The organism is Agrobacterium sp. SORGH_AS_0745 (genome assembly GCF_030818995.1).
GTDB classification, from domain to species: Bacteria; Pseudomonadota; Alphaproteobacteria; order Rhizobiales; family Rhizobiaceae; genus Agrobacterium; species Agrobacterium tumefaciens.
The window spans coordinates 1,769,544-1,793,878 of the sequence record NZ_JAUTBI010000003.1 but is presented as its reverse complement, the minus strand read 5'-3'; the positions used below and the strand labels follow the sequence as shown (position 1 = coordinate 1,793,878).

Sequence of the window (24,335 nt, the reverse complement as noted above, 5' to 3'; positions counted from 1 at the left end):
CGAATGGCGACGCCAAAGGAACCAGCGGAGACGAGAGCGATGAGCCAGTCGGGCAAGAACGGTCTTACCTATAGTGACGCAGGTGTGGATATCGACGCCGGCAACCTGATGGTCGAAAAGATCAAACCGGCGGTGCGCTCGACGCGGCGTCCCGGCGCGGATGGCGAAATCGGCGGCTTCGGCGGCCTGTTCGATCTGAAGGCCGCAGGCTTTAACGATCCGGTTCTGGTGGCCGCCAATGACGGCGTCGGCACCAAGTTGAAGATCGCCATCGACGCGAATTTCCATGACACCGTCGGCATCGACCTCGTAGCCATGTGCGTCAACGATCTCGTCGTGCAGGGCGCAGAACCACTGTTCTTCCTCGACTATTTCGCGACCGGCAAGCTCGACCCGGATCAGGGCGCTGCCATCGTTTCCGGCATTGCTGCCGGCTGCCGCGAATCCGGCTGTGCGCTGATCGGTGGTGAAACCGCTGAAATGCCCGGTATGTATTCCGATGGCGACTATGATCTCGCGGGCTTTGCCGTGGGTGCTGCCGAACGTGGCCAGCTTCTGCCCGCCGGCGATATTTCCGAAGGCGACGTCATTCTCGGGCTTTCGTCCTCCGGCGTTCATTCCAACGGTTTTTCGCTGGTGCGCAAGATCGTTTCGGTCTCCGGCCTTGACTGGGACGCCCCGGCACCCTTCGCAGATGGCAAGAAGCTTGGCGAAGCGCTGCTGACGCCGACGCGCATCTATGTAAAGCCGCTTTTGAAGGCAATTCGCGAGACCGGCGCGCTGAAGGCGCTGGCACATATTACCGGCGGCGGCTTCCCGGAAAATATTCCGCGCGTTCTGCCCAAGCATCTCGCCGCCGAGATCGATCTCGACGCGATCGAGGTTCCGGCTGTGTTCTCGTGGCTTGCAAAAACCGGGTGGCGTTGAAGCCAAAGAAATGCTGCGGACGTTCAACTGTGGTGTCGGCATGATCGTGGTCGTTTCGGCTGAAAATGCCGCCAAGGTCACCGATGCTCTGACGGCGGAAGGCGAGACCGTGTTCCCGCTCGGCCGCATGGTCGCCCGCGAAGAGGGTGCGCACGGCACGATCTACAAGGGCGCCCTTAGCCTATGATGAGCGCCGCCTCTCGATCTGGCCGCGCACGTGTCGTCGTTTTCATTTCCGGCAGCGGCTCCAACATGGTGTCGCTTGCCAAGGCCTGTCAGGAGACGGATTTTCCGGCCGAGATCGCCTGTGTAATTTCGGACAAGGCGTCGGCAGGCGGGCTGGAAAAGGCACAGGCGTTCGCTATTCCCACGCTCGTTTTCGAGCGCAAGACCTATGCCAGCAAAGCCGAGCATGAGGGCGCCATTCTGGCCGCACTTGGCGAGATTGCGCCTGATATTATCTGTCTTGCCGGTTACATGCGGCTGATCTCAGGGGATTTCATCGCCCCCTACGAAGGCCGCATCATCAATATCCACCCTTCCCTGCTGCCGCTTTTCCCCGGCCTGCACACCCACCAGCGCGCCATCGACAGCGGCATGAAGATTTCCGGCTGCACCGTACATTTTGTAACCGAAGGCATGGACGAAGGCCCGACGATCGCGCAGGGCGCGGTGCCGGTTCTTTCCGACGACACGGCCGAGACGCTGGCAGCGCGGATACTCACCGTCGAACACCAGCTTTATCCACTTGCCCTGAAGCAGCTTGCGGAAGGCAAGGTGCGGATGGAAGGTGGAAAAGCCATTTCCAGCGGCGACGCAAGTAAATCCGAGTATCCCAGCCTGATTTCTGTTTACTGATAAATATTTCACTAAAGTACAAAGATACTTAAAGTGGTATTTCCTATAAAATAAACCGAACGTTTACGATAATTACCTCTAATGCCCGCAACGGCCCCGCATTTTGGAGCCCTCCGGTCATTCAGGAGCGATTATGCTATTTTCGAGGTTTTCCCTGCCGCTTTCGGCCGTTTTACTGGTGGGCACGAGCCTGCCGCTCGCCGCCGAGCAAAGCGGCATCACCGCTTCGCTCGATGCCGGTGTTCTAAACATCAAGGCCACCGAGACCTTTTACAACGGAAGCCACAAAAACAGTCAACTCGACTGGAAAACAACAAATGCCATGGCGTTACGCGGATCGCTTGGACTTGAGCTGTCGCCCGAGTGGCGCATAAAAACGGAAGGTCGAATCGGCTTTGCTGGCGATGGCTACATGACCGACTACGATTGGCTGCCTCCCTATTACAGGGATACATCGAAAACTGGATGGAGCGACCGCTCACAGCACGGCGATACCCGCCTCGACCACTACCTGACCGGAAGCATCGAACTCAACAGAACACTGCTGGAAGACCCGCTGCAGCACCTCAGTGCCGGTATCGGCTTTCGCTATACCGACGTGCAGTGGTCCGCCTATGGCGGTGACTACATCTACAGTTGGAGAGGATTTCGCAATAATGTCGGTGAGTTCAACAATAGCGAAAAAGCTATCACCTACCGGCAGCAAATCCCCGTATTTTACGGCAATGTGACCGGTGGGCGCAAATTCGGGAACTGGTCGCTGAATGCCGGCCTCGAAGGCGGCGCAATGATCTATGCGAAAGCCACGGACGATCACTGGATGCGTTCAATCCGCTTCACCGACAAATTCCATGTTGGCGGCATGTTCGGAGCGAAAGCGGGCATCGCCTATGCCCTGACTGAGAATGCCTCCCTCTACCTGGATGGCGCATACGAATATACGAGCTTCGGTCGCGGTGACAAAACCCTCACACCGACTGGCGGAACTACCGGCCTGTTTTATAAAGATACGGCGGGCGGCGATATGCAGTCGCTTTTCGTTGGGGCCGGCGTAAAGGGCAGATTCTGAGTTGAAGGCTTCCGGTTGAGGCGGGAGAAGATGTTATTATCGCACGCAGAACGAAGCTGTGGCATGCCTCGTAAAAGCGATCGATCCTCAATCTCGTCGACACCTCATCTCTGCGATGCGGACAGAACGGTCGCAACGAAAAAAGACAACTCTGGATGAGGTCAAGGCGTGGAAAGAAGAAGGCCGCAAGTAATGGCCTTTGTCGTGGACGCCTCGGTAGTCGCGGCTTGGTTCCCGTCTGACGAGGACGGCACAATCGCCGATCACGTCTCTATCATCCGCCTGGCACAAAACATGCGCTTCCCGCCTATGATGCTGCCTACCTCTCGCTTGCGATTTCGCACAATGTGCCTTTAGCAACACATGACAGGAAGCTTGCGGCTGCGGCAAAGCTGGAAAACGTTGCGCTCGCTTAAGGTTTGCGTAGAGCCGCGCGGTTCAACATCGCCCACTGCAACAAAATAATCGTCTTGGAATCGGTGATTTCGCCGGACGCGATCATCGCGAAGGCTTCGTCGAGGCCGTAGGTCAGAACCTCCAGATCCTCGCCTTCGGTTTCCAGACCACCGCCGCTGCCAGCCTGCACGTCGAGATCGATGCGGGCGACGAAGAGGCTGACTTTTTCGGTGAGCGTTCCCGGGCTGGCATACATGTCGAACAGGTATTCGACCTTTTCCACCGCGTAGCCAGATTCTTCCATCGCCTCGCGGCGAATGGCGTCGGCCGCATTGTCGTCATCGAGGAGCCCCGCTGGCACTTCGATCATGAAGCTTGGATCGCCGTTCACGAAGACGGCAGGGCGGAACTGGCGCACCATCACCACGCTGTCGCGTTTGGCATCGTATAGAAGGATGGCGGCGGCGCTGCCGTGATCGTGGACTTCCCTGATGATGCGGATTGTCTTGCCATCCGGCATGCGCTGATCGAAAATGAGCTTCTGCATATGCACGAAGCCCTTCCACACCGTTTCCTTTTCCACCAGCCGGACCCTACCGGAATCAGTGTCGGCCGGAACGTTTTTCGCTTGCGTCTGTGTCACCGGATATCCCTTGCCTGTCGCGGAAGTGTTCAGCTTGGCCCTGTTGCGGTGCAATATCAAGCCTTTCAGGCTTCGTCGTCGCGGTGGAGCCACACCTTGTTGTCGTGGAAAGCCGCGCCGCCATAGGGGGCGACGGCATCGGCGCCCGTCAGAACATTGATACCCTCGCCGTCCAGATGCGCCTTGTTGGGCCACAACCCTTCGGCAACCAGAACGCCGGGCCTCGCACCCTCCACGATTTTCGCATGGAGGCGCACTTCGCCGCGGCCATTGCCGATACGCACGATGTCGCCATCGGCTATACCGTTGCGGGTGGCGTCCTCGGAACAGATCATCACTTCCGGACGGCCTTCCTTCTGCACGGAGGTTTTCGTTTCCGCGAAGGTGGAGTTGAGGAAGTTGCGCGCTGGCGATGTCGCCAGTCGGAAAGGATGCTCTCCGTCGGCGGTTTCGATGACATCTACCTGATCCGGGAATTTCGGAAATTGCGCAACGGGCCCCATCACGCCGATGTTTTTCGGCGGTTTGTTTGGAGACGGCCCTGTCGCCCATTCGGGGCTGAAACGGAATTTTCCGTCACCATAACCAAAACCCTCGAGATAATGCGCCACCTCGAAAGAGGGCTGCGCATCGATCCATTTTTCTTCCGCCAACGTATCGAAATCGCCCCAGCCGCTGACTTTCAGCATATGATCGACATGGTCGCGAGCTGAAAGACCGAAGCCCGGCATATGGTCGATACCAAGACGTTTCGCCAGTTCTTCGATGACGAAGAGATTGGTGCGCACGGTTTCCGGCGGCTCCACCAGCTTGGGGCCAAGCAGAATGTGGTTCTGGCCACCGGCGCGGTAGATATCGTCATGTTCAAGGAACATGGTGGCCGGCAGCACGATATCGGCCAACTCGGCCGTCTCCGTCATGAATTGCTCATGCACGGCAACAAAAAGATCGTCGCGCAGGAAACCCTGTTTCACCAGCCGCTGCTCGGGTGCGACATTGACGGGGTTGGTGTTCTGGATGAGCAGCGCCGTCACCGGGCCACCATGTCGCAGCGCTTCCGCATCCCCCGTCAGCACGCGGCCGATCTGCGACTGGTCGAGCTGGCGCACGTTGGGGTCGGCATAGGCTGTGCCCATCAGTTCCGCCTTGTTGAGCCGGAAGATATCGCCGTTATTGTGGAAGGCGCCGCCGCCTTCATATTGCCAGGAGCCAAGAACGGTGGCGATCGAAAGGGCGGCATGCATGGCGACCGCGCCGTTGCGCTGGCGGGCGAAACCATAACCGAGCCGGAAGAACGTCTTTTTCGTCGTGCCCACGAGCCTTGCGAAATCCTCGATTTCCTCCACGGAAAGACCGGTGATTTCGGACGCCCATTGCGGCGTCTTCGATTTCAGATGCTCTTCAAGTCCCGCCGGATCGTCAGCGAAGCGCGCCATGTAATCGCGGTCGGCATAACCATCGCGGAAGGCAATGTGCATGATGGCGCAGGCGAGCGCCGCATCGGTGCCGGGACGCAGGACGATGCGCATATCGGCCTGTTTCATGGTCGGATTGTCATAGATATCGACGACGACGATCTTCGCGCCACGTTCCTTGCGGGCTTTTACCGCATGGGTCATGACGTTGACCTGCGTGGCGACAGCATTCGTGCCCCAGATGACAACGACATCGGCCTTGCCGATTTCGCGCGGATCTGGCCCGCGAAGCGCGCCTGTACCCATCACATAACCCGTCCAGGCCATGTTGGTGCAGATCGATCCGAAAAAGCCGGAATATTTCTTGGCGTGACGCAGGCGCTCGATGGAATCGCGCTGAACCTGTCCCATGGTTCCGGCATAGAAATAAGGCCAGATGGCTTCGGCGCCGTGCTTTGCCTCGGCTTTGACGAAGGCGTCAGCAACCTCGTCCAGTGCCGCTTCCCAGGATATCTCCTGCCAGTCGCCGGCACCCTTCGCGCCCTTGCGGCGCTTCGGGGTCAAAAGACGGCCGGGATGATAGATACGCTCTGAGTAACGCGCCACCTTGGCGCAGATGACGCCGGCAGTGTATGTATTGGCATTGGCGCCGCGCACGCGGCCGATGCTGCCATCGGCATTGATGTCCACTTCCAGCGCGCAGGCGCTCGGACAGTCGTGCGGACAGACCGTGTGGCCGATGCGCGTGGCACTTTCGGCTTTCGGGGTGGCGTTTTTAGCGGAAATCGGGGTCGCAAGGTTCATGTCTTTTCTATATTGCATCAGCGACGCGGCAAAAAGGCCGAAGTGACGTCCATCAAGAATATTCATCATCCCCATCGGGAAGCGAGACACATCCCATGAACTATCGCCACATCTACCACGCCGGCAATTTCGCGGATGTCCTCAAACACGCCGTTCTCGCCCGTCTCGTCCGTTACCTGCAGAACAAGGACAAGGCGTTTCGGGTGCTGGATACTCATGCCGGCATCGGCCTCTACGACCTGTCGTCGGAAGAGGCGCAGAAGACAGGCGAATGGCAGACCGGCATCGGCAAGCTGATGGACGCCGATCTGCCGGCCCCTGTCGCCGAATTGCTGGAACCCTATCTTTCCACCGTGAGAGAGCTTAACCCCGAAGGCGGCATGCAGTTCTACCCCGGCTCGCCGAAGCTCGCGCGCATGCTGTTCCGCCCGCAGGACAGGCTTTCGGCCATGGAACTGCACCCGGACGACGCACGCGCGCTGGCGCGTCTGTTCGAGGGGGATTATCAAGTTCGGGTGACGGAGCTCGATGGCTGGCTGTCGCTTGGCGCGCATCTGCCGCCGAAGGAAAAACGCGGCCTCATCCTCGTCGATCCGCCTTTCGAGCTTGAAAATGAATATCAGCGGCTGGCGGATGGGTTGAACAAGGCATATCGGCGTTTCTCCACCGGCACCTATTGCCTGTGGTATCCGCTCAAAAAAGGAGCACCGATCAAGGATTTCCACGAGCGGCTGCAATCCTTCGACATTCCGAAGATGCTGTGCGCGGAACTTTCCGTGAAAAGCGACCGGCTGGAAGGCTTGAGCGGCTCAGGCCTCATCGTCGTCAACCCGCCCTACACGCTGAAGGACGAGCTGCACACGCTGCTGCCATTCCTGAAGACGGTGATGGCGCAGGACAGATACGCCTCGCACCGCGCCTTCTGGCTACGCGGCGAGGAAAAGCCGGAAGAGGATTGAGGGCTTACCTCACCCCTTCCGCGCCTGTGCAAGCTGCGATCGCTCAAAGAACAGGATCACGAACAGCGCCATGATGAACGGGATGATGAGGTAGAACAGCCGGAACACCAGCAGCGCCGCAATCACGTCAGCCGGGTTCATATCAGGCAGGCCGGTGACGAACACCAGCTCCAGCACGCCAAGCCCGCCCGGCGCGTGCGAGATGAGCGCCGCGGAAAAGGAAATCAGGAAAATCCCGAGAATGATCATGAAACCGGGATTTCCGGCTTCCGGCAGCGCGAAATAGATGATGCCTGCGGCTCCGATCAGTTCGATCGGACCGATGACAAGCTGTTGCGCCACCAGTTTCGGCACGGGATATGGCAGAAAAAACGAACCGATTTTCAGCGGCCGCAGCTTCAAAAGACTGCCGAGCACATAAAGTGCGACGATGGCGAGCAGCAGGACGCCGGTTGTCGTTGATGCTTCCACGGGCAGGATGCCGGTAAAGCGCTCGGTAATGTCCGGTTCGTAGACCAGCACCAGACCGATGAGCATGATCGTTCCGATGATGAAGGTGAAAGAACAAAGGCCGACGAGAATGCCGACTTCGGCAGCGCTCAACCCTTTGGACGTATAGGCCCGGTATCGGACGACGGCACCGGAAAACACGGATGCCCCGACATTGTGGGAAAGCGCGTAGGTGGTGAAGGAGGTGAGCGTGATGAAGAACCAGTTTACCTTCCGGCCGAGATGCTGGAGAGCGATGCGGTCGTAACCTGCAAGGGCGGCATAGGCGACAAGCGTCGACAGGCCGGAGCACACCCAGTCCCGCGCGCGAATGGCCGTGAGGCTTTCCCATAGATCATCGAGTGAAAGACCGCGCAGCTCGTGATAGAGCAGCCAGGCCGAAAAACCGATCGTTGCCAGACCAATGACGGGCCAGATGTATTTCTTCAATGTCATGCGGTCATGCCCGCCTATTTCCCCCAGCTTCACCCCAACCCGATTTCCGCACTCCGCAGAAGATTCGTTCGACTCTATTCGTTATGCGGCGAAGCTTTCAACCTTTTTGCCCGTTTGCCTCGTTCACAAATTTATGTAAGACCGCTTTGTCGTCTGCGGGCGATACGAGGTCGTCCATTTTCCGGAGAACGTGCACGAAATGAAGCGTTATGCCGGTTTCATCGCCCTCGGTCTTCTGTCGCTTGCGGCCCTTTGGTTTTCGCGGGAAAATCCGGCCCCGACCGGTTCTGCAACCAACCGGCAGACCCAATCCCAAACGCAGCCCGCCGGCAATTCCAGGCCCGAAATATCCCAGCCGGAAATTGCCCGACGAGACACGGGCAAAAGCCCTGTGCCCGCCGGAACAGGCTTCGATTTTTATGTGCTTTCGCTCTCCTGGTCGCCGGCGTTCTGCGCCAGCTCCGAAGGTTCCGGCAATCGCCAGCAATGCGGCAGCGACAGGCGGTACGGTTTTGTCGTACACGGGCTCTGGCCGCAAAACGAAACCGGATACCCCGAATTCTGCACGAGCAGCGAGCCGGACCGTGTGCCCGACGCAATCGGCCGCATGATGTTCGACATCATGCCCTCCATGGGCCTGATCGGCCACCAGTGGCGCAAGCACGGCGCCTGCTCCGGCCTTTCGCAGAAGGATTATTTTTCGGCAACACGAACCGCCTTCGAGGCGGTCAAGCTGCCGGAGACGATTGCCTCGGGCGCTAAAGGCGCCACCCTTTCCGCCGACGCCATCGAAACCGCCTTCACCGACGCCAACCCCGGCATGTCGAAACGCGGCGTCTCGATCAGCTGTGACGGAAAACGCCTTGAGGAAGTCCGTATCTGCCTCAACAAGGACATGACATTCCGCGATTGCCCTGAGCTTGACCGCAAGGGCTGCCGCGTCAGCGCTACCGAAATCGTCCCCATTCGCTAATACCCACACATCAACATATGTCAGGACCCGACTATGGAACTGCTTTATTCCGTCACTTCCCCCTACTCCGCCAAGGTGCGCATGGCCGCCCGCCATCTCGGCATCGACATTACCAACGTCGCCGTCGACACCAATGCCGAGCCCGCGACGCTGGTTGACAACAATCCGCTCGGCAAAATTCCGGTCCTGCTTCTGGACGATGGCGGCTCGGTCTATGACAGCGTCGCGATCATGCACTATCTAGACCGCCTTTCGGGCGGCAAGCTCTACCCGAAAAAGAACGGCAAGCGCACCGAAGCGGAAATTCTGGAAGCGCTCTGCGACGGCATCATGGATTGCCTGCTGGCCATCGTTTACGAGCGCCGTTCCCGCCCGGAGGACAGAGTTCACCAGCCATGGATCGACAAGCAGTGGAAAAAGGCGGTGAAGGGTCTGGATCATCTCAACGCCAACCTGCCGAAAACCGGCAAGAAGCTGCATGGCGGACATTTCGCCCTTGCGGCGTTGATCGGTTATCTCGATCTGCGTTTTGCAGGTGAATGGGCCGAAGGGCACGAGGCGCTGGCGCAATGGCCGGAAACATTCGGCAAGCGTTTCCAAGCCTATAAGGACATGAGGGCTGCCGCCTGACGCCAATGTGAGCGCCATGCCTGGCCTGATCGCCGGGCATGGATGCTGTAACTGATGGCAAAAACAAAAAAGCCGGGGCGTAAACCCCGGCTTTTCTTTACCGATCCTTGAAGGATCAGAACTTGACGCCGATACCGGCCTTGACGGAGTGGTCGTCGAAGCCGCGCGAGAACGCGCCGGAGTCCAGGCTGTAGTCCTTCTTCTGGTAGTCGCTGTAGCGATATTCCAGACGGGCAGTGATGTTGTCCGTAACCATGGCTTCAACGCCGGCACCAACGGTGTAGCCGAGGGCGGTTGCGCTGTCCTTGGAGGTCGCGTCACGTACCTTGTTGTCGGAGGCTGCGAGACCAGCCGTACCGTACAGCAGGAACGGGTTCATGTCGTAACCGACGCGGGCACGCAGCGAGCCGTTGACGCCCTGCTTGCCTTCGACGGCGTTACCACCAACCGTACCAGCGGAACCGCGCTCGCGGCCGAGGTTAACGTCTGCTTCGGCACCGTAAACGATCTGGCCGTTCTGCATGTTGTAACCGCCGTAGATGCCGCCGCCGGCGCCCTTGGCGTCACGGCCGTCGTTGCTGGAGCTGAAACGGCCCCAATCGTAGTTGGCGGTACCACCGAGGTAAGCGCCGGTCCAGTTCTTGACCGGAGCGGGCTGGTCGTAGGCTACCGGTGCCTGCGGCACGTCGTTTACGGCGTCAGCGGCGTGAGCAGCCGAGAAACCGGCGGCTGCAATGGTCGAAGCCATAATGGTTGCTACGAAAATACGCATGTTATTCTCCTTTCAGGACCGCGCCGTACTCAAAACATTGTTTTTAGACGCGGTAAATTCGTCGGGTTAATCGCCCCTCTGAAAATTGAATTTGATGGGAGAATGCGGAGATCAAAGAGCCAAAATGTGAATTGTTTGGGGCAGACACGTGACTAGAATTAGACGTTGCCTAATTGCCACAAGGGTTTTATTAACCCTACCGGAAACTTAATTTCCAATATATCGAATTTAAACTTAGTTATATTCAAATTAAATTTAAATTACATTACCAATAAAAATCCACACAATTCTTTTACGGCCCACGGACAGCTTGCGATTTGCGATTATATCCAGCAAATAGGGCGTGTATGAGCAAATGCAGGTCCGCTGTGAAAGAAAATATACCGAAGACAGTCTTGATAACGGGTGCCGCCCGGCGGCTCGGGCGGGCGATCGCCACGGATTTGGCCTCGCATGGCTTTGCGATTGCCGTCCACGCCAATGCCTCTATGGGGCAAGCCGAGGAATTCGCTAACGAAATAAGGCAAAAAGGCGGCAAGGCCGTTGCCGTTCAGGCGGATCTGACACAATCATCGCCAACAATGGCGCTTGTCGAACAGGCATCTTCGGCGCTCGGCCCGATAGGCGTCGTCGTCAACAATGCATCCATTTTTCTGGACGATTCGGCAGAAACGCCCGATCCGGCAATCTTCGACGCGCATTTTTCCGTGCATGTGCGGGCGCCTTCCCTCATCGCGGCCGCCTTCGTTCAGCAATTGCCTCAGGATAAATCCGGACTGATCGTCAACATCATCGATCAGCGCGTACTTGCGCTTACGCCGCGTTTTTACTCCTATACGCTTTCGAAATCGGCCCTTTGGACAGCCACACGGACGATGGCGCAGAGTTTTGCGCCGCGGGTGCGCGTCAACGCCATCGGGCCGGGTCCCTCCTTCAAAAGCGAAAGACAGGCGCAGGAGGACTTTCAGGCGCAGATCGACGGCCTTATATTAAAGCGCGGTCCGGAACCCGACGAGTTCGGGCGGACGATTCGCTTTCTTTTTGATACGCCGTCGATCACCGGACAAATGATCGCGCTCGATGGCGGCCAGCATCTTGGCTGGGAAACCCCTGATGTGGCGGAGATACCTGAATGAACGGAAAGAAGCTGCCTGACGGCGGTATTCTCTTCGATGAAACCGATGACGAAGACGACGATGCAAACCTTGCCGCGACAGACGCGGTCGAGGCACCGCGCGACGTTGCCGGCATGGACTGGAATGCCGGCTGGAAAAACGAATCCGGCCTGAAGGGCATGGATCTGATCGGCGAATTCGTCAAACACCTGCCGAACTCGCCGGGTGTCTACCGCATGTTCAACGAGGCGAACGACGTTCTTTACGTCGGCAAGGCGCGCTCGCTGAAGAAGCGCGTCGGCAACTATGCCCAGGGTCGCGTGCATTCCAACCGCATTGCGCAGATGGTGCGGCTGACCGCCCATATGGAATTCGTCACCACCCGCACGGAAACCGAGGCGCTTCTCCTGGAAGCTAACCTCATCAAACGCTTGCGGCCGCGCTTTAACGTGCTTTTGCGCGACGACAAGTCATTTCCCTATATCCTGATCACAGCAGACAATCGTGCACCGGCGATTTTCAAGCACCGGGGTGCGCGGGCGCGCAAGGGCGACTACTTCGGGCCCTTCGCCTCTGCCGGAGCCGTTGGACGCACGATCAATTCACTGCAACGCGCGTTCTTGATCCGCACCTGCACCGACAGCGTTTTCGAAACCCGCACGCGTCCCTGTCTTCTTTACCAGATCAAACGCTGTTCCGGCCCCTGCACACATGAGGTGAGCGATGAGGGGTATGCGGAACTCGTCAAGGAAGCCAAGGATTTCCTGTCCGGCAAGAGCCAGAGCGTCAAGACCGCGATTGCCCGGCAGATGAACGAGGCGGCCGAGGATCTCGACTTCGAGCGCGCCGCCGTCTATCGCGACCGGCTGGCAGCGCTCTCGCACGTCCAGAGCCATCAGGGCATCAATCCGGCCGGCATCGAGGAGGCGGATGTTTTCGCCATCCATCACGAGGGCGGCATATCCTGCATCCAGGTGTTCTTTTTCCGCACCGGCCAGAACTGGGGCAACCGCGCTTATTTCCCGAAGGCCGACCCGTCCTTGCCCGGCTCGGAAATCCTCAATGCGTTCCTGGCGCAATTTTACGACGACAAACCGGTGCCGAAGCAGATCCTGCTTTCCGAAACCGTAGAGGAACAGGAATTGCTGGCCGCTGCTCTCGGCGAAAAAGCCGGACACAAGGTCACGATCAGCGTGCCGCAGCGCGGCGAGAAGAAGGACATCACCGACCATGTTCTTGCCAATGCCCGCGAGGCGCATGGCCGCAAGCTGGCGGAAACCTCGTCTCAGGCGCGGTTGTTGAAGGGGTTCGCGGAAACCTTCAACCTTCCTTACGTGCCGCGCCGGATCGAGATTTACGACAACTCGCACATCATGGGCACCAATGCCGTGGGCGGCATGGTGGTGGCGGGGCCGGAAGGCTTCGTGAAAAACCAGTATCGCAAGTTCAACATCAAATCGACCGACATCACTCCCGGTGACGACTTCGGCATGATGCGTGAGGTCATGACCCGCCGCTTCTCGCGCCTGTTGAAGGAAGAGGGCAAGCCTGACCGCGCGCAGACGCTGACGCCCACACCCGAGGAAGCCGCGGACATGCCCTTCCCCGCCTGGCCGGACGTTATCCTGATCGATGGTGGTCAGGGACAGATGACGGCGGTGCGTGCCATCCTCGATGAGCTCGACATTCGCGACAGCGTGATTGCCATCGGCGTCGCCAAGGGTGTGGACCGCGAGGCGGGCCGCGAGCGCTTCTTTGCGGATGGCCGCAGCGATTTTTCCCTGCCGCCGCGCGATCCCGTGCTTTACTTCATCCAGCGCATGCGCGACGAGGCCCACCGTTTTGCCATCGGCTCACACCGGGCGCGGCGCAAGAAGGAAATGGTGCGCAATCCGCTGGATGAAATTTCGGGGATCGGCCCAGGACGCAAGCGCTCGCTGTTGCAGCATTTCGGTACCGCCAAGGCGGTTTCACGCGCAGGCCTCAACGATCTGATGAATGTTACCGGCATTTCAGAAGCCGTAGCGCGGCAAATCTACAATCACTTCCATGAGAGCAGTGGCGATTGAAGGCGCACTGTCGCAACGAACTGCTAAAAAAACATAATAACGTGTTGACCCTATGCGTCAGGGGCGGCATCAAGGCAGCTTATCCAGACTGACAGGTTTCCCATGGCTTCGCGCGCATACAGCATTCCCAACCTTCTCACCTATGCCCGCATTCTGGCGGTTCCCGTCATCGTTTTGTGTTTTTACATCGAAGGAAAGCTGGAAAGCTCGGATTTTGCGCGCTGGACGGCACTTTGGCTGTTCATCGTCGCCTCGCTGACCGATTTTCTGGATGGTTATCTGGCGCGTATCTGGAATCAGACCTCCAATATCGGCCGCATGCTGGACCCGATCGCCGACAAGCTGCTGGTCGCCTCAGTGCTGCTCTTGATGGCAGCGGACGGCACCATTGCCGGCTGGTCGCTGTGGGCCGCCATCACCATTCTCTGCCGCGAAATTCTGGTCTCGGGCCTGCGTGAATATCTGGCGGCGCTGAAGGTCAGCGTTCCCGTCACCCGCATCGCGAAGTGGAAGACCACCATCCAGATGGTGGCCATCGCCTTTCTTCTCGCCGGTCCCGCGGGCGACAAGGTTCTGCCCTACACGACCGAGATGGGAATTACGCTTCTCTGGCTAGCAGCAGCGCTGACCATGTACACCGGCTACGACTACTTCAAGGCGGGTCTCAAGCACATCGTGGACGAAGAATGATGGCGCGGATCGTTTATTTCGCCTGGGTTCGGGAAAAGATCGGCACGGCGGAAGAGGAGCTGGATATCCCCTCCTCCGTTACCACGGCCGGTGAGCTGATCGCCTATCTCTCAACCCTTGGTGAAAACTACGAAGCCGCCTTCGAATTTCCAGACGTGATCCGCGTTGCGGTCAATCAGGAACATGTCGAACATGACGAAAGCGTTGCCGGTGCGCGCGAGATCGGCATTTTCCCACCCATGACGGGGGGATAACCGGATGCAGCCGACGGTCCGCGTGCAGGCACAGGATTTCGACGCTGCGGAAGAAACCCGCAGGCTGACGGAAGGCGACAAGAGCATTGGCGCGGTGGTGGCCTTCACCGGGCTTTGTCGCGATGATGGCGGCACGCTCGCGGCGCTGGAACTCGAGCATTATCCCGGCATGGCCGAAGCGGAAATGACCCGCATCGCGCAGCTCGCCATCGAACGCTTCGATCTCCTCGGCCTCACCGCCATTCATCGCCATGGCAAGATCGCCACCGGCGAGAATATCGTCCTCGTCATTGCTGCTTCCCGGCACCGGCAGGCCGCTTTTGACGGCGCAAATTTCGTGATGGACTACCTCAAGACGTCCGCCCCATTCTGGAAAAAGGAACACGGCAAGGATGGCACGAAGGGCGACTGGGTTGCCGCAAAGACGACCGACGACACGGCCAAGGACAAATGGCGGTAACGCGTTGTGTTTTCCCGCACTTCCGGACGAAAACCGGACGCCACCCCTCCTGGAAATGCTCTAGGGCGCTTCCACTCTGCTGCGCATGACGATCAGCCAGCCAACCAGAAGCGCCAGAACCGCCGCATCACGCCAGATAACCGGGCCGTAACCGACCCATAGCGTTTCCGCGAACCCGACGGCAGCAGCCCCGAGCGCGCAGACGAGCGGGCTTGCATAACCGCCCGCTGCCGAAATCAGCACGACCTTCAGGCCGAACACCAGACCGGCACCGAAATCCATGGTGCCGTAATAAAACGTGGCGAGGACGCCGGCGATGGCGGCAAGCAGACCCGCTGCACAGTAGGACAGCAGGAACACCCTGCCTGCATTTACCCCGCACAGTGACGCGGCGAAAGCATCGTCCGACACCGCCTTCCAGCGTCTGCCAAAGCCGGAACGCTGGAGGTAGAAAGTGCCTGTGAGAACGAGCAGGCAGAAGACAGCCGTGTTCAGCATCTGCATCGACGTCAGGGTGACGGCGAAGCTTCCATCGGCCCAGAATCGCACCGGTTCGGACAAAAGCGGCGGCAGCCATAATTGTCGCGTGCCGGCGGCAAGTCTGGCACTTTCGGTGAGCGCGATCAGCACGCCAATGGAGGCGACCGTCACCGCATTGGGGGAGGCTTTCGCCAGGGGCCGCATCACCGCCCTGCCGATGAAAGCCGCCGCCCACAGACCGCCGAAAAGACCGGCCCCTGCCCCAAGCGCGAGTGTTGCAGGCAAGATCAGCCACAGCCGGTTCCAGCCAAAATCGGCAAACAGCAGACAGGTCTGACCGGCGAAAGCGAAGATCGCGCCATAGGTGACATCGGCCCGTTTCGTGACCGAAAAGGCGATGGCATAGCCGAACGCCAGAACCGCATAAAGCGAGGCTACCGGTACGGCATTCAGCAATTGTTGCAGGAAATAAGCCAATCCGTCCTCCCCATCGCATTATAACTGTTAAAATCCATTTTGATAGTTATAATGTCGCCATGACATTTCGCTGGACAGAACATCGTTTCGCAGGCGGCGCATTGGCCCTCGATGTCGCCAATAGCGTCATCCTGCGCGCGGACGCGGCAAAATCGGTCGACCGTTTTGCTGTGCCTGAGCAGATCGCCACCTTTGCCGAGGCGTCGACTCGACTCGGAGCGGAGCGCGACAGGTTTCCCGCACTCATCGCGCCCGAAGCGGACATGAGGCAGGTATTTCTCGATCTTCGCGAGGCGATCGACGATTATTTCCGCTCTTCGATGACGAATGACGACGATGACGACGGCCGGCTGGCAGGGCTTCTCTTCGCTTGCGGCACGGCACTAAGGTTGTTTCCTCTGCGAGAGAGCCTTGCCAATGCGACCGCCCATTCAGCTCTGTCGCTGCTTGCGGCGGAGACGCGGAAACGGCTGCGGATTTGCGGCAATTGCGGTTGGCTTTTCGTCGACCGCAGCAAGAACAGAAGCCGCATCTGGTGCGACATGACGGTGTGCGGCAACCGGCAGAAAGCCAGCCGGCATTATCACCGCAAGAAGGAAGCGCAGGCATGAAAGGAATAACCATTCCGTTGCTGGCGATCACTACGGTGCTCGGTCTTTCCGGTTGTCAGCGGGACGAGCCGCGCGATGTCGCGAAGGTTTCCGGCCGCATGTTCGTCTTCAACTACCGTGTGGCGATTGCCACCTATCTCGTGACCTTGCAGCGCATCGCCCCCATCCGCGACGGCAGCACGTTGGAAGCGACCTTCGAAAATCCCCGCGGCGGCACCGAGCTGACGACCAGGGAGAAGATTTTCCCGGCAGATGAAAAGATCGCCGTTCAAAGTCCGCCGGTCGAATGCGTCAAGCAGGACCGCCCCTACAAGGTCACGATCCGCATCAAAGGGCCGGAAGGCGATGTATTGCAGACGATAGAGACCACCATCCGCTCGGACACCGACCAGTCGCTCCTTCCCGCCAAACCGCTGACGGTCGGCCCGCTCTACACACCCAATCCGGACGTGTTCAAAGCGGACGGCACGACGGATATGCGTCCTGTCGAGGGGTGTCCGGCGTCGTGAAAACCTTCCCTCGTCTATGGGCTCGTCACAGGACTCAGGCCCGTGGGGATGGCTTCGGCGTAAACTTCTATCGGCAATAAAACAAAAAAAACGGAGCCTTTCGGCTCCGTTTCATCGAGTCTTTTCAGCGGCTTCATGCCATCGCCTGAGAGGGCGATTCAAGCCGTTGATATTTTGAATCAGCCAACGATTTCGGTTTCGGCGAACCAGTAGGCGATTTCCTGTGCGGCGGTTTCAGGAGCGTCCGAACCGTGAACGGAGTTTTCGCCGATGGAAAGCGCGAAGCTCTTGCGGATGGTGCCTTCAGCAGCCTGGGCCGGGTTGGTTGCGCCCATGATTTCGCGGTTCTTGAGGATAGCGTTTTCGCCTTCCAGAACCTGAACGATGGTCGGGCCGGAGGTCATGCCTTCAACGAGTTCGCCGAAGAAGGGACGCTCTTTGTGAACGGCGTAGAAGCCTTCGGCTTCGCGCTTGCTCATCCAGACGCGCTTGGAGGCGACGATGCGCAGACCGTTGTCTTCAAATACCTTGGTGATCGCGCCAGTCAGGTTACGCTTGGTTGCGTCCGGCTTGATCATCGAAAATGTGCGTTCAATCGCCATGTGTCCGTTTCCTTTTCCTATAGAGAAAGTGGGCGGTCTTTACCCGCCCAAAGGCCCGAAAACAAGGGGGATCAACCACATTGCGACGATGGCTGCAGACATTTCACGCCGCTGTCACACTGCGGCCTCTGGCGTCGTGGAGGTCTAGGCAGCCTTCGAACCAGTCACGGACGGGGTCGTTTTCGGAAAACAGATCCGCTCCGGTGGTAATCCTTGCCCATTGCAGCGCACCGAAAACAATGTAATCCGCAAACAGCGGCGATGAGCCGCCGATGAAAGGCTGGAAGCCCAGCATGCGGCGGATCGGCGCCAGGAGCGCTGGGAAGGCCGCGATTTCCGCCTCACGGTTCGCCACCACATCCTCTAGCGTCCGGCCGAGCGCCTTCGTTCTGCTGTCGCGGAAATAAAGGCGGTCAGGCTCATCAAGCATATTGTGGATATCGAGCACGGCAATGCGGGTGATGGCCGGGTGCAGCACCGTCTGCGACCAGCTTTCAACGAAACGCGCCATCGCCTTGCCGCCTTCCCCGTTAAACAGCGACGGCCGCTCCGGATAGGCCTCATCCAGATAAAGGGCGATCTCGAAACTGTCGCTCACCAGCTGGTCGCCATCACGAAGGATCGGCACGGTCCTCGAAAAACCGTCCTCCACCGTCGGGATGACCGTGAAGGGCAAGGGACGCTCCTCGAAATCCAGCCCCTTATGCGCAAGCGAAAGCACGGTTTTCCAGCAATGGGGAGAAAACGGCCGTGCGCTATCGCTTCCGCAAAGTGAATATAAGGTTCTGGAGGTCGTCATAGGCTGCACCCTCTTCTGCTACATCGATGATGCGATATAAAAACGACCGCCGCCTGAAATCAAATCAGGATTTGTCATACTACTGATCAAAAAACGCATCCGGCGCTCAACCGTCCCCTCCACGAGAATTGGGGTCTCACGGCAATGAAAACCTCGTCAGGTTTAGCCTATTTTAAACCGTTGCTTGTAAGAATAATCGCGTTCAACAATCGGTTATCACCGGTGCATTCATAATTTATTGGTATTGGGGCTGTCAGTGACGTCAACGGCGGGCGATAAAAAACGCGAGAAGGCAAGGAACGGTCTCGTCTTTACAAAAATTGCTCAGTTCATCGACAAGATGAATATTGCACCGCTGCCGCGAAACTACGAACTGATCTACGAAATATTGTCGGGGCATAACCCGGCGATGGGACGCGATATTCTCGCCCTTGGCAACGCGCCGCAACAGCATGAAATCGATATTGTCGGCCAGAGACACAATCTGCCGGGTTTTTCGAAGATCGAGGCCGAGCAGATGGCAGCGACGGCCTTCGAGACGCTGAAGCAGATTTCCGCGCGACTGGAAGCCGGCCTGCAACGCACCGAAACATTTATTGCCAGTCTTTCCGGGCAAGATCACTCCGAGCTGCCTGCAACGGAGCGGCTTGCGCAATTGATGGGCGATATTCACGAGGAACAAACGAGTCTCCGGCATTTCGTTTCCATGGGGCTGATGAAAATCCGCGAGGTTGAGAAAAGCAGGACCGATCTTCAGAGGAATTCCCTGCGTGATGCCTTGACGGCGCTTCCCAACCGGGCGGCTTTCCTCGAGAAGCTCGCCGACCTGTTTTCGGGCGCTCAGGGGGCATCAGCCACATCGCTTGTGCTGCTCAACATCGACCATTTCCGCGAAATCAACGGCAAATACGGCCCCACCGCCGGCAACAAGGCGCTGCGCCGGCTGGCAGCGCTTTTCCGCAAGACGATCAAGAAGGACGATTTCGTTGCCCGCATCGGCGGAAACGAGTTCGCTTTTCTGTTCGCCGGCGTCTCGCAAAATACAGCTGAAGCAATTGCAGAGCGGTTGCGGCAGAACGTCGAGGCGCTGCGTTTCGTCACCAGTGAGGGCGACGGCGAGCATTTGACCGTCTCGATCGGCGTTGCGGCAGTGGACTGCACCGCGACATCAGCCGAATTTTTCAGCCATGCCGAGCTCGCCCTGCTGTCCGCACGCTGCGGCACGCGCAATTGCGTCATAGGATACTCCCGGGACGTGGCTCAACGCAGCCGCAGCAGCTATCTGGCGCAGCTCGGCTGTTGAAGCTGCATATCTGATCTGGTGTGGCGCGCGCGCTCTTGCCTTGGCCACGCAGTTCGGCCAAAACGGCGCCATGATTACGATTACCGATCTCTCCGCCCGCATCGCCGGGCGCCTGCTTCTCGACCACGCCAGCGTGACGCTTCCGGCTGGCGTGAAGGTGGGCCTCGTTGGCCGCAACGGCGCCGGCAAATCCACTCTTTTCCGGGTCATCACCGGTGACTTTTCAGCGGAAAGCGGTTCGGTAACGATCCCGAAACTCGCGCGCATCGGCCAGGTTGCGCAGGAAGCGCCGGGAACGGAAGAATCGCTGATTTCCATCGTGCTTTCCGCCGACAAGGAGCGCAGCGCGCTGCTGGCCGAGGCGGAAACCGCAACAGACCCGCACCGGATCGCGGAAATTCAGGTGCGGTTGGTCGATATCGACGCGCATTCGGCCGAAGCCCGTGCCTCCAGCATTCTTGCCGGTCTTGGCTTCGATCACGAGGCGCAGCTTCGCCCCGCCTCTTCGTTCTCCGGCGGCTGGCGTATGCGCGTGGCGCTCGCGTCCGTGCTGTTTGCCGAACCCGACCTCCTGCTGCTCGACGAGCCGACCAACTATCTCGACCTTGAAGGCACGCTCTGGCTGGAAGACTATATCCGGCGTTATCCGCATACCGTCATCATCATCAGCCACGACCGCGATCTGCTGAACAATGCCGTCAATTCCATCGTGCATCTGGACCAGAAGAAACTGACCTTCTATCGCGGCGGATATGACCAGTTCGAGCGCCAGAAAGCCGAAGCAGACGAATTGCAGATGAAGGCGAAGGTGAAAAACGAGGCCGCGCGCAAACATCTGCAAAGCTTCATCGACCGTTTTCGCGCCAAGGCCACCAAGGCGCGCCAGGCGCAGAGCCGTATCAAGGCGCTGGAGCGCATGGGCACCGTCGCCGCCGTGATCGAGGATCACGTCCAGCCGATCACGTTCCCGGAGCCGGAAAAGCAGCCCGCCTCACCCATCGTCGCCATCAATGGCGGTGCCGTGGGTTACGAGCCGGGCAAATCCATTCTGAAGCAGCTCAATCTCCGCATCGATAATGACGACCGCATCGCGCTGCTCGGTTCCAACGGCAACGGCAAATCGACCTTTGCGAAATTCATCTCCGGTCGGCTTGCGCCGCAAGCGGGCGATCTTCGCATCGCCCCGGGCCTGAAGATCGGCTTCTTTGCGCAGCATCAGCTGGACGATCTCGTGCCGGACCAGACACCGGTCGAACACGTGCGCAAGCTGATGCCGCTGGCGTCTGAAGCGCAGGTGCGGGCGCGGGTTGCGCAGATGGGACTTGCGACGGAGAAGATGGCGACGGCGGCGAAAGACCTTTCCGGCGGTGAAAAGGCCCGGCTGCTGATGGGACTTGCGGCCTTCCATGCGCCAAATCTGCTCATCCTCGACGAACCGACCAACCATCTCGACATCGACAGTCGCCGGGCGCTTATCGAGGCGCTGAACGACTATAACGGCGCAGTCATCCTCATCTCGCACGATCGGCATCTCATCGAGGCAACTGTCGACCGCCTGTGGCTGGTGGCCGACGGCACGGTGAAGACCTTTGAAGGTGACATGGAGGAATATCGCGACCTCGTCGTCTCTTCCGGAAAAAAGAAGGAAGAGAAGACAGAAGCCGCCGCCGACCAGACATCGAAAGCCGACCAGCGCAAGGCCAACGCCGAAAAACGCGCCCAGCTTGCGCCGCTGAAGAAAAAGATCAATGAAATCGAATCTTTGACGGCGAAGCTTGAGAAAATGATTCAGTCGCTCGACAAGGAACTGGCGGACCCTGCTTTGTACGAAAAGGCACCTGCCAAGGCCGCGCAGAAAGTCAAAGAGCGTGGCGAAGCCGCGAGCAAGCTTTCGGACGCCGAGGAGCAGTGGCTGATGCTTTCGAGCGAATATGAGGATGCGATGACGCAGTGAGGCGTCATGATGCTGGTGCGAAAATCTAAGCGCATTCCCTGCGAGGCTGTAGCCGCTCGAGCGGTACGGCGGGCGAATAAAGATAGCCCTGACCGAAACGGATTCCCATCTGCATGAGCAGCCTGCTCTGCTCTTCCGTTTCTATACCTTCCGTCACCAGCGTGGCGCCGTAACGTTCGGCGCTTTCGAATGCGAGCGCGATGGCCTCCCGGAACCGCGACTGTTCAAGCCGGGACGTCATCCAGTGATCGATCTTGACCTCCTCAAAGGGGAACCGCGCAAGCAGGGTGAGTGCCGCATAACCGGTGCCAAAATCATCGAGCGCCAGCCGCACGCCCGCTTCGCTCAGCCTGTCGAAATTCTGCTGCACCATGTCGATGGCCGGTATCCTGCTCATCTCCGTCACTTCGATCGACAGACGGTGCGCCGGGACCCCCATCTCGTTCAAAAAGGCCACAACCCGCTCTCCGAAGCCCGCAGTGGCAAAAGACGATGCGGAAATGTTCACCGCCAGATGAAAGTCCGGGTCGAGACCCCGCAGGTCGATGAGGTCGCGGACGACGGCTTCGATCGTCGACCATTCAAACTCCACCAGCAGCCGGTGACGCTCGGCAATCTCCAGCACATAATAGGGCGAAAGCGGCTGTCCGCACGCATCCACCGCCCGTAAAAGAGCCTCCGCGCCAATCATGCGGCGATTGTGCATTTCGAATTTCGGCTGATAAAATATCGGCGGCTTGCCGGATCTGATCCAGTTGACCAGCATCTGGCGCACCCCCTCGTCGCGCGTGGCCTTATCGGCGAAGGAGAAGGGGAATATCTGCACCGGATTTTCGCTTCCTCGCAGCGCAAGACTAAGCTGCCGGAGGAAGGAAGCCACGTTCTGCCGGGAAAGCTTATCCAGATTAGCGGCACCGATTTTCAGATGCGGCACCGGTTCTGGATCCGCAGACCGTGAAAATGTACTTAACCCGTCGTGGAGACGCATTATCAGCCTTGTGCTTTCCGACTTCTCGAGCGAAATCCCGGACATGACGACTGCAAGCGTGGTATCGCCGAACATGAAGCTGCGCGGTGCATTGGAACTCGACAGCAGACCGTTGTCATCGTTGCAGATTTCCTGTGCCAGCCTCGGCCAGAAAAGATCGCCCCAATCCTCGCCTTGGCAGGCGGCGACATCGGCCATATTGACGATTTCTATGAGAAGGAGAGCGTGCGGAACGGCCGGCTCCTGCCGCATCACGACTTCGATATGGTCTTTGAGGGCGCGCCTGTTGGGAAGGCCCGTCAACGAATCCGTCCGCGCCGCAGCATCGCGTTTCCTTGCCTCTTCACGCGCCCGCGCCTCGCTGCGCAGCAACAGAAACAGACAGGCGATCATCGGCAACCCAACCAACGAGCCGAAGATGCGCCGTCCGACGTTACTGAGAAAAACGTCCTGATTTATCATGCTGAGACTATAGGTCACGCAAACAGCGAACAACGCCGCAAAAATCCTGACCGCGAATACGCCGAAGACCTCGCGGACGCCGAGTTCAGTGAGACTGCGCCGGCGCATCCAGCCATACATTGCCATCCCGAAAGCCGAGATAATGCTCATATCCAGAAAAGCGGCCCCAAAGAGTGCCGGACCACCAAACAAAAATCGCCCTGCGGAGACGAGCGCCAGGCTTATCAAGCCGCCTTGCCAGGACCCCAACACGCCAGCCAGGAACAGCAGGTCAGAGCGGATATAGGGCTTGGAAGGCAGCTTGATGAACTCGGATACCAGTAGCGTCAGCAAGAAACCGGTAACCCCGAAGATGATGCCGTAAAAGATTTTATAACGAGCGTCATCGAGAGCAATGTTTCGCTGCAGAAGGATCAGCACCGACACCATGCCGACAAGGGCCGCAGCCTGGAGCAGCAGGAACGGCAACTCGGCGGCTGCCGCGGCCGCCTGGGCGGCGATCAATTCCATCATCTCTGCATGTCCCCCGGTCATTACTATTCTTTTGCCGTGGTTCCGGCGTTTGACCTTCACAAATTCCGCGTTTACGCAGGAAAATCAGTACATATAGCCAATCGCTCCACACGACCTGTCGCTCCACCGCGGGCTGCCCCCGGCGAAATCGCCGGACAGGTGCCAACAGCAAGCGACTTACAAGACACGAGTTCGAGTACCTCCTCACCGCCGGCGTCGCACAATGCCGAGCAGGAAAATCAAGCAACGAAGCGAAGCGCCAACCAACAACCGAACGAAAAAACCATCGAGACAGTCTAACTAACGAATTTTACGTCGACACCAAAGAACTTAGCGTAGATAAAGACGCAAGAATTACGCTGTATGTATTTAGTTGACAATTGCCTTCGTTTAAATAATTAAAAAATCCATATAAATATTTATTTTAAATACTTAATATAATACATTTAATAATGAAATTGATTTACATATAAAATATACATTAATATTTCGGAACTTAACTTCGAGTTCGAATTTTAAAAGCATTAAGTTATAAAAATCAATACTTTTAAATTTGAAACAATATTTTCATATTTCAAATATTAGGCAACATAAAATATGCATACCGATTTTTGCCATGCCGTTACGCACCGAAAAAAGACGAGACCTGCAAGGACGA

22 protein-coding genes and 1 pseudogene are annotated in these 24,335 nt (G+C 58.2%); 15 read left to right on the top strand and 8 right to left on the bottom strand.

The features are described 5' to 3' along the window. Positions 1 to 39: 39 nt before the first annotated feature. The 3 genes and pseudogenes from purM (at position 40) to QE432_RS18475 (ending at position 2,854) form a co-directional block, all read left to right on the top strand. Positions 40 to 1,114 (top strand): annotated as a pseudogene (gene purM, locus QE432_RS18485) (phosphoribosylformylglycinamidine cyclo-ligase). Further along, positions 1,111 to 1,785, top strand: coding sequence for a phosphoribosylglycinamide formyltransferase (gene purN / locus QE432_RS18480; RefSeq protein WP_112681878.1), 675 nt, complete (start codon positions 1,111 to 1,113; stop codon positions 1,783 to 1,785). Before purM ends, purN begins: the two are co-directional and overlap by 4 nt. Before the next feature lie 133 nt (positions 1,786 to 1,918). Continuing rightward, complete coding sequence (locus QE432_RS18475; RefSeq protein ID WP_038490592.1) at positions 1,919 to 2,854, top strand: omptin family outer membrane protease; 936 nt, start codon at positions 1,919 to 1,921, stop codon at positions 2,852 to 2,854. Between the two features lie 412 nt (positions 2,855 to 3,266). On the opposite strand, the gene QE432_RS18470 is transcribed toward QE432_RS18475, so the two are convergent. Together QE432_RS18470 and QE432_RS18465 are read right to left on the bottom strand one after the other, a co-directional pair. Beyond that, positions 3,267 to 3,893 carry an NUDIX domain-containing protein gene (locus QE432_RS18470; RefSeq protein ID WP_025593009.1) on the bottom strand — a complete coding sequence of 209 codons (627 nt, stop codon included), beginning with the start codon at positions 3,891 to 3,893 and terminating at the stop codon, positions 3,267 to 3,269. A gap of 65 nt (positions 3,894 to 3,958) precedes the next feature. Continuing rightward, the gene (locus tag QE432_RS18465) at positions 3,959 to 6,178 is read right to left on the bottom strand and encodes a molybdopterin-containing oxidoreductase family protein (protein ID WP_162686630.1); all 2,220 of its coding nucleotides are present in this window, start codon (positions 6,176 to 6,178) and stop codon (positions 3,959 to 3,961) included. A 29-nt stretch (positions 6,179 to 6,207) separates the two neighbouring features. Here QE432_RS18465 and QE432_RS18460 point away from each other — a divergent pair, with 29 nt between their 5' ends. Next, positions 6,208 to 7,071 (top strand): 23S rRNA (adenine(2030)-N(6))-methyltransferase RlmJ, encoded by an 864-nt coding sequence (locus QE432_RS18460; RefSeq protein ID WP_003512446.1) that lies wholly within the window; start codon positions 6,208 to 6,210, stop codon positions 7,069 to 7,071. A gap of 9 nt (positions 7,072 to 7,080) precedes the next feature. On the opposite strand, the gene QE432_RS18455 is transcribed toward QE432_RS18460, so the two are convergent. Then, the gene (locus QE432_RS18455; RefSeq protein WP_019565412.1) at positions 7,081 to 8,016 is read right to left on the bottom strand and encodes a lysylphosphatidylglycerol synthase domain-containing protein; all 936 of its coding nucleotides are present in this window, start codon (positions 8,014 to 8,016) and stop codon (positions 7,081 to 7,083) included. Between the two features lie 199 nt (positions 8,017 to 8,215). On the opposite strand from QE432_RS18455, the gene QE432_RS18450 reads away from it, so the two are divergent. Together QE432_RS18450 and QE432_RS18445 are read left to right on the top strand one after the other, a co-directional pair. Continuing rightward, positions 8,216 to 8,989 (top strand): ribonuclease T2 family protein, encoded by a 774-nt coding sequence (locus QE432_RS18450; RefSeq protein WP_112650383.1) that lies wholly within the window; start codon positions 8,216 to 8,218, stop codon positions 8,987 to 8,989. A gap of 33 nt (positions 8,990 to 9,022) precedes the next feature. Continuing rightward, on the top strand, positions 9,023 to 9,619 hold the full coding sequence (locus QE432_RS18445; RefSeq protein ID WP_111783170.1) for a glutathione S-transferase: 597 nt from the start codon (positions 9,023 to 9,025) through the stop codon (positions 9,617 to 9,619). Positions 9,620 to 9,734: 115 nt separating this feature from the next. Here the strand turns inward: QE432_RS18445 and QE432_RS18440 are convergent, their stop codons facing one another. Then, positions 9,735 to 10,391 carry an outer membrane protein gene (locus QE432_RS18440; protein ID WP_003512439.1) on the bottom strand — a complete coding sequence of 219 codons (657 nt, stop codon included), beginning with the start codon at positions 10,389 to 10,391 and terminating at the stop codon, positions 9,735 to 9,737. A gap of 347 nt (positions 10,392 to 10,738) precedes the next feature. On the opposite strand from QE432_RS18440, the gene QE432_RS18435 reads away from it, so the two are divergent. The 5 genes from QE432_RS18435 (at position 10,739) to QE432_RS18415 (ending at position 14,979) form a co-directional block, all read left to right on the top strand. Next, the gene (locus QE432_RS18435) at positions 10,739 to 11,527 is read left to right on the top strand and encodes an SDR family oxidoreductase (protein ID WP_113157606.1); all 789 of its coding nucleotides are present in this window, start codon (positions 10,739 to 10,741) and stop codon (positions 11,525 to 11,527) included. Beyond that, positions 11,524 to 13,575: an excinuclease ABC subunit UvrC gene (gene uvrC / locus QE432_RS18430; protein WP_162705198.1), complete on the top strand. Its 2,052-nt coding sequence runs from the start codon at positions 11,524 to 11,526 to the stop codon at positions 13,573 to 13,575. The genes QE432_RS18435 and uvrC overlap by 4 nt, the downstream gene beginning before the upstream one ends. Before the next feature lie 102 nt (positions 13,576 to 13,677). Beyond that, positions 13,678 to 14,265 (top strand): CDP-diacylglycerol--glycerol-3-phosphate 3-phosphatidyltransferase, encoded by a 588-nt coding sequence (gene pgsA / locus QE432_RS18425; protein ID WP_003512433.1) that lies wholly within the window; start codon positions 13,678 to 13,680, stop codon positions 14,263 to 14,265. After that, the gene (gene moaD, locus QE432_RS18420; protein ID WP_112959020.1) at positions 14,265 to 14,519 is read left to right on the top strand and encodes a molybdopterin converting factor subunit 1; all 255 of its coding nucleotides are present in this window, start codon (positions 14,265 to 14,267) and stop codon (positions 14,517 to 14,519) included. The genes pgsA and moaD overlap by 1 nt, the downstream gene beginning before the upstream one ends. A gap of 4 nt (positions 14,520 to 14,523) precedes the next feature. Further along, on the top strand, positions 14,524 to 14,979 hold the full coding sequence (locus tag QE432_RS18415; RefSeq protein ID WP_013635855.1) for a molybdenum cofactor biosynthesis protein MoaE: 456 nt from the start codon (positions 14,524 to 14,526) through the stop codon (positions 14,977 to 14,979). A gap of 60 nt (positions 14,980 to 15,039) precedes the next feature. Here the strand turns inward: QE432_RS18415 and QE432_RS18410 are convergent, their stop codons facing one another. Beyond that, the gene (locus tag QE432_RS18410; RefSeq protein WP_003512428.1) at positions 15,040 to 15,936 is read right to left on the bottom strand and encodes a branched-chain amino acid ABC transporter permease; all 897 of its coding nucleotides are present in this window, start codon (positions 15,934 to 15,936) and stop codon (positions 15,040 to 15,042) included. Between the two features lie 59 nt (positions 15,937 to 15,995). Here QE432_RS18410 and QE432_RS18405 point away from each other — a divergent pair, with 59 nt between their 5' ends. Both QE432_RS18405 and QE432_RS18400 read left to right on the top strand, forming a co-directional pair. After that, positions 15,996 to 16,547, top strand: coding sequence for a CGNR zinc finger domain-containing protein (locus QE432_RS18405; protein WP_003512419.1), 552 nt, complete (start codon positions 15,996 to 15,998; stop codon positions 16,545 to 16,547). Continuing rightward, positions 16,544 to 17,056 (top strand): hypothetical protein, encoded by a 513-nt coding sequence (locus QE432_RS18400; protein WP_003512417.1) that lies wholly within the window; start codon positions 16,544 to 16,546, stop codon positions 17,054 to 17,056. Before QE432_RS18405 ends, QE432_RS18400 begins: the two co-directional genes overlap by 4 nt. A gap of 179 nt (positions 17,057 to 17,235) precedes the next feature. Here the strand turns inward: QE432_RS18400 and ndk are convergent, their stop codons facing one another. Further along, positions 17,236 to 17,658 carry a nucleoside-diphosphate kinase gene (gene ndk / locus QE432_RS18395; protein WP_003502118.1) on the bottom strand — a complete coding sequence of 141 codons (423 nt, stop codon included), beginning with the start codon at positions 17,656 to 17,658 and terminating at the stop codon, positions 17,236 to 17,238. Positions 17,659 to 17,761: 103 nt separating this feature from the next. Further along, positions 17,762 to 18,457, bottom strand: a complete 696-nt coding sequence (locus QE432_RS18390) for a glutathione S-transferase family protein (RefSeq protein WP_038490568.1) — start codon at positions 18,455 to 18,457, stop codon at positions 17,762 to 17,764. 256 nt (positions 18,458 to 18,713) lie between these two features. On the opposite strand from QE432_RS18390, the gene QE432_RS18385 reads away from it, so the two are divergent. Next, positions 18,714 to 19,760 carry a GGDEF domain-containing protein gene (locus tag QE432_RS18385; protein ID WP_306625233.1) on the top strand — a complete coding sequence of 349 codons (1,047 nt, stop codon included), beginning with the start codon at positions 18,714 to 18,716 and terminating at the stop codon, positions 19,758 to 19,760. Positions 19,761 to 19,830: 70 nt separating this feature from the next. After that, a complete protein-coding gene (locus QE432_RS18380; RefSeq protein ID WP_306625231.1) occupies positions 19,831 to 21,714 on the top strand; it encodes an ABC-F family ATP-binding cassette domain-containing protein in 1,884 nt (627 codons plus the stop codon). Between the two features lie 25 nt (positions 21,715 to 21,739). On the opposite strand, the gene QE432_RS18375 is transcribed toward QE432_RS18380, so the two are convergent. Next, positions 21,740 to 23,677, bottom strand: a complete 1,938-nt coding sequence (locus tag QE432_RS18375; protein WP_306625229.1) for an EAL domain-containing protein — start codon at positions 23,675 to 23,677, stop codon at positions 21,740 to 21,742. Between the last annotated feature and the right edge of the window lie 658 nt (positions 23,678 to 24,335).

Coding starts and splice junctions, on each gene's coding strand:
- purN (WP_112681878.1), top strand. CDS start 1,111: ATGATGAGCGCCGCCTCTCGATCTGGCCGCGCACGTGTCGTCGTTTTC.
- QE432_RS18475 (WP_038490592.1), top strand. CDS start 1,919: ATGCTATTTTCGAGGTTTTCCCTGCCGCTTTCGGCCGTTTTACTGGTG.
- QE432_RS18465 (WP_162686630.1), bottom strand. CDS start 6,178: ATGAATATTCTTGATGGACGTCACTTCGGCCTTTTTGCCGCGTCGCTG.
- QE432_RS18460 (WP_003512446.1), top strand. CDS start 6,208: ATGAACTATCGCCACATCTACCACGCCGGCAATTTCGCGGATGTCCTC.
- QE432_RS18455 (WP_019565412.1), bottom strand. CDS start 8,016: ATGACATTGAAGAAATACATCTGGCCCGTCATTGGTCTGGCAACGATC.
- QE432_RS18450 (WP_112650383.1), top strand. CDS start 8,216: ATGAAGCGTTATGCCGGTTTCATCGCCCTCGGTCTTCTGTCGCTTGCG.
- QE432_RS18445 (WP_111783170.1), top strand. CDS start 9,023: ATGGAACTGCTTTATTCCGTCACTTCCCCCTACTCCGCCAAGGTGCGC.
- QE432_RS18440 (WP_003512439.1), bottom strand. CDS start 10,391: ATGCGTATTTTCGTAGCAACCATTATGGCTTCGACCATTGCAGCCGCC.
- QE432_RS18435 (WP_113157606.1), top strand. CDS start 10,739: ATGAGCAAATGCAGGTCCGCTGTGAAAGAAAATATACCGAAGACAGTC.
- uvrC (WP_162705198.1), top strand. CDS start 11,524: ATGAACGGAAAGAAGCTGCCTGACGGCGGTATTCTCTTCGATGAAACC.
- pgsA (WP_003512433.1), top strand. CDS start 13,678: ATGGCTTCGCGCGCATACAGCATTCCCAACCTTCTCACCTATGCCCGC.
- moaD (WP_112959020.1), top strand. CDS start 14,265: ATGGCGCGGATCGTTTATTTCGCCTGGGTTCGGGAAAAGATCGGCACG.
- QE432_RS18415 (WP_013635855.1), top strand. CDS start 14,524: ATGCAGCCGACGGTCCGCGTGCAGGCACAGGATTTCGACGCTGCGGAA.
- QE432_RS18405 (WP_003512419.1), top strand. CDS start 15,996: ATGACATTTCGCTGGACAGAACATCGTTTCGCAGGCGGCGCATTGGCC.
- QE432_RS18400 (WP_003512417.1), top strand. CDS start 16,544: ATGAAAGGAATAACCATTCCGTTGCTGGCGATCACTACGGTGCTCGGT.
- ndk (WP_003502118.1), bottom strand. CDS start 17,658: ATGGCGATTGAACGCACATTTTCGATGATCAAGCCGGACGCAACCAAG.
- QE432_RS18390 (WP_038490568.1), bottom strand. CDS start 18,457: ATGACGACCTCCAGAACCTTATATTCACTTTGCGGAAGCGATAGCGCA.
- QE432_RS18380 (WP_306625231.1), top strand. CDS start 19,831: ATGATTACGATTACCGATCTCTCCGCCCGCATCGCCGGGCGCCTGCTT.
- QE432_RS18375 (WP_306625229.1), bottom strand. CDS start 23,677: ATGATGGAATTGATCGCCGCCCAGGCGGCCGCGGCAGCCGCCGAGTTG.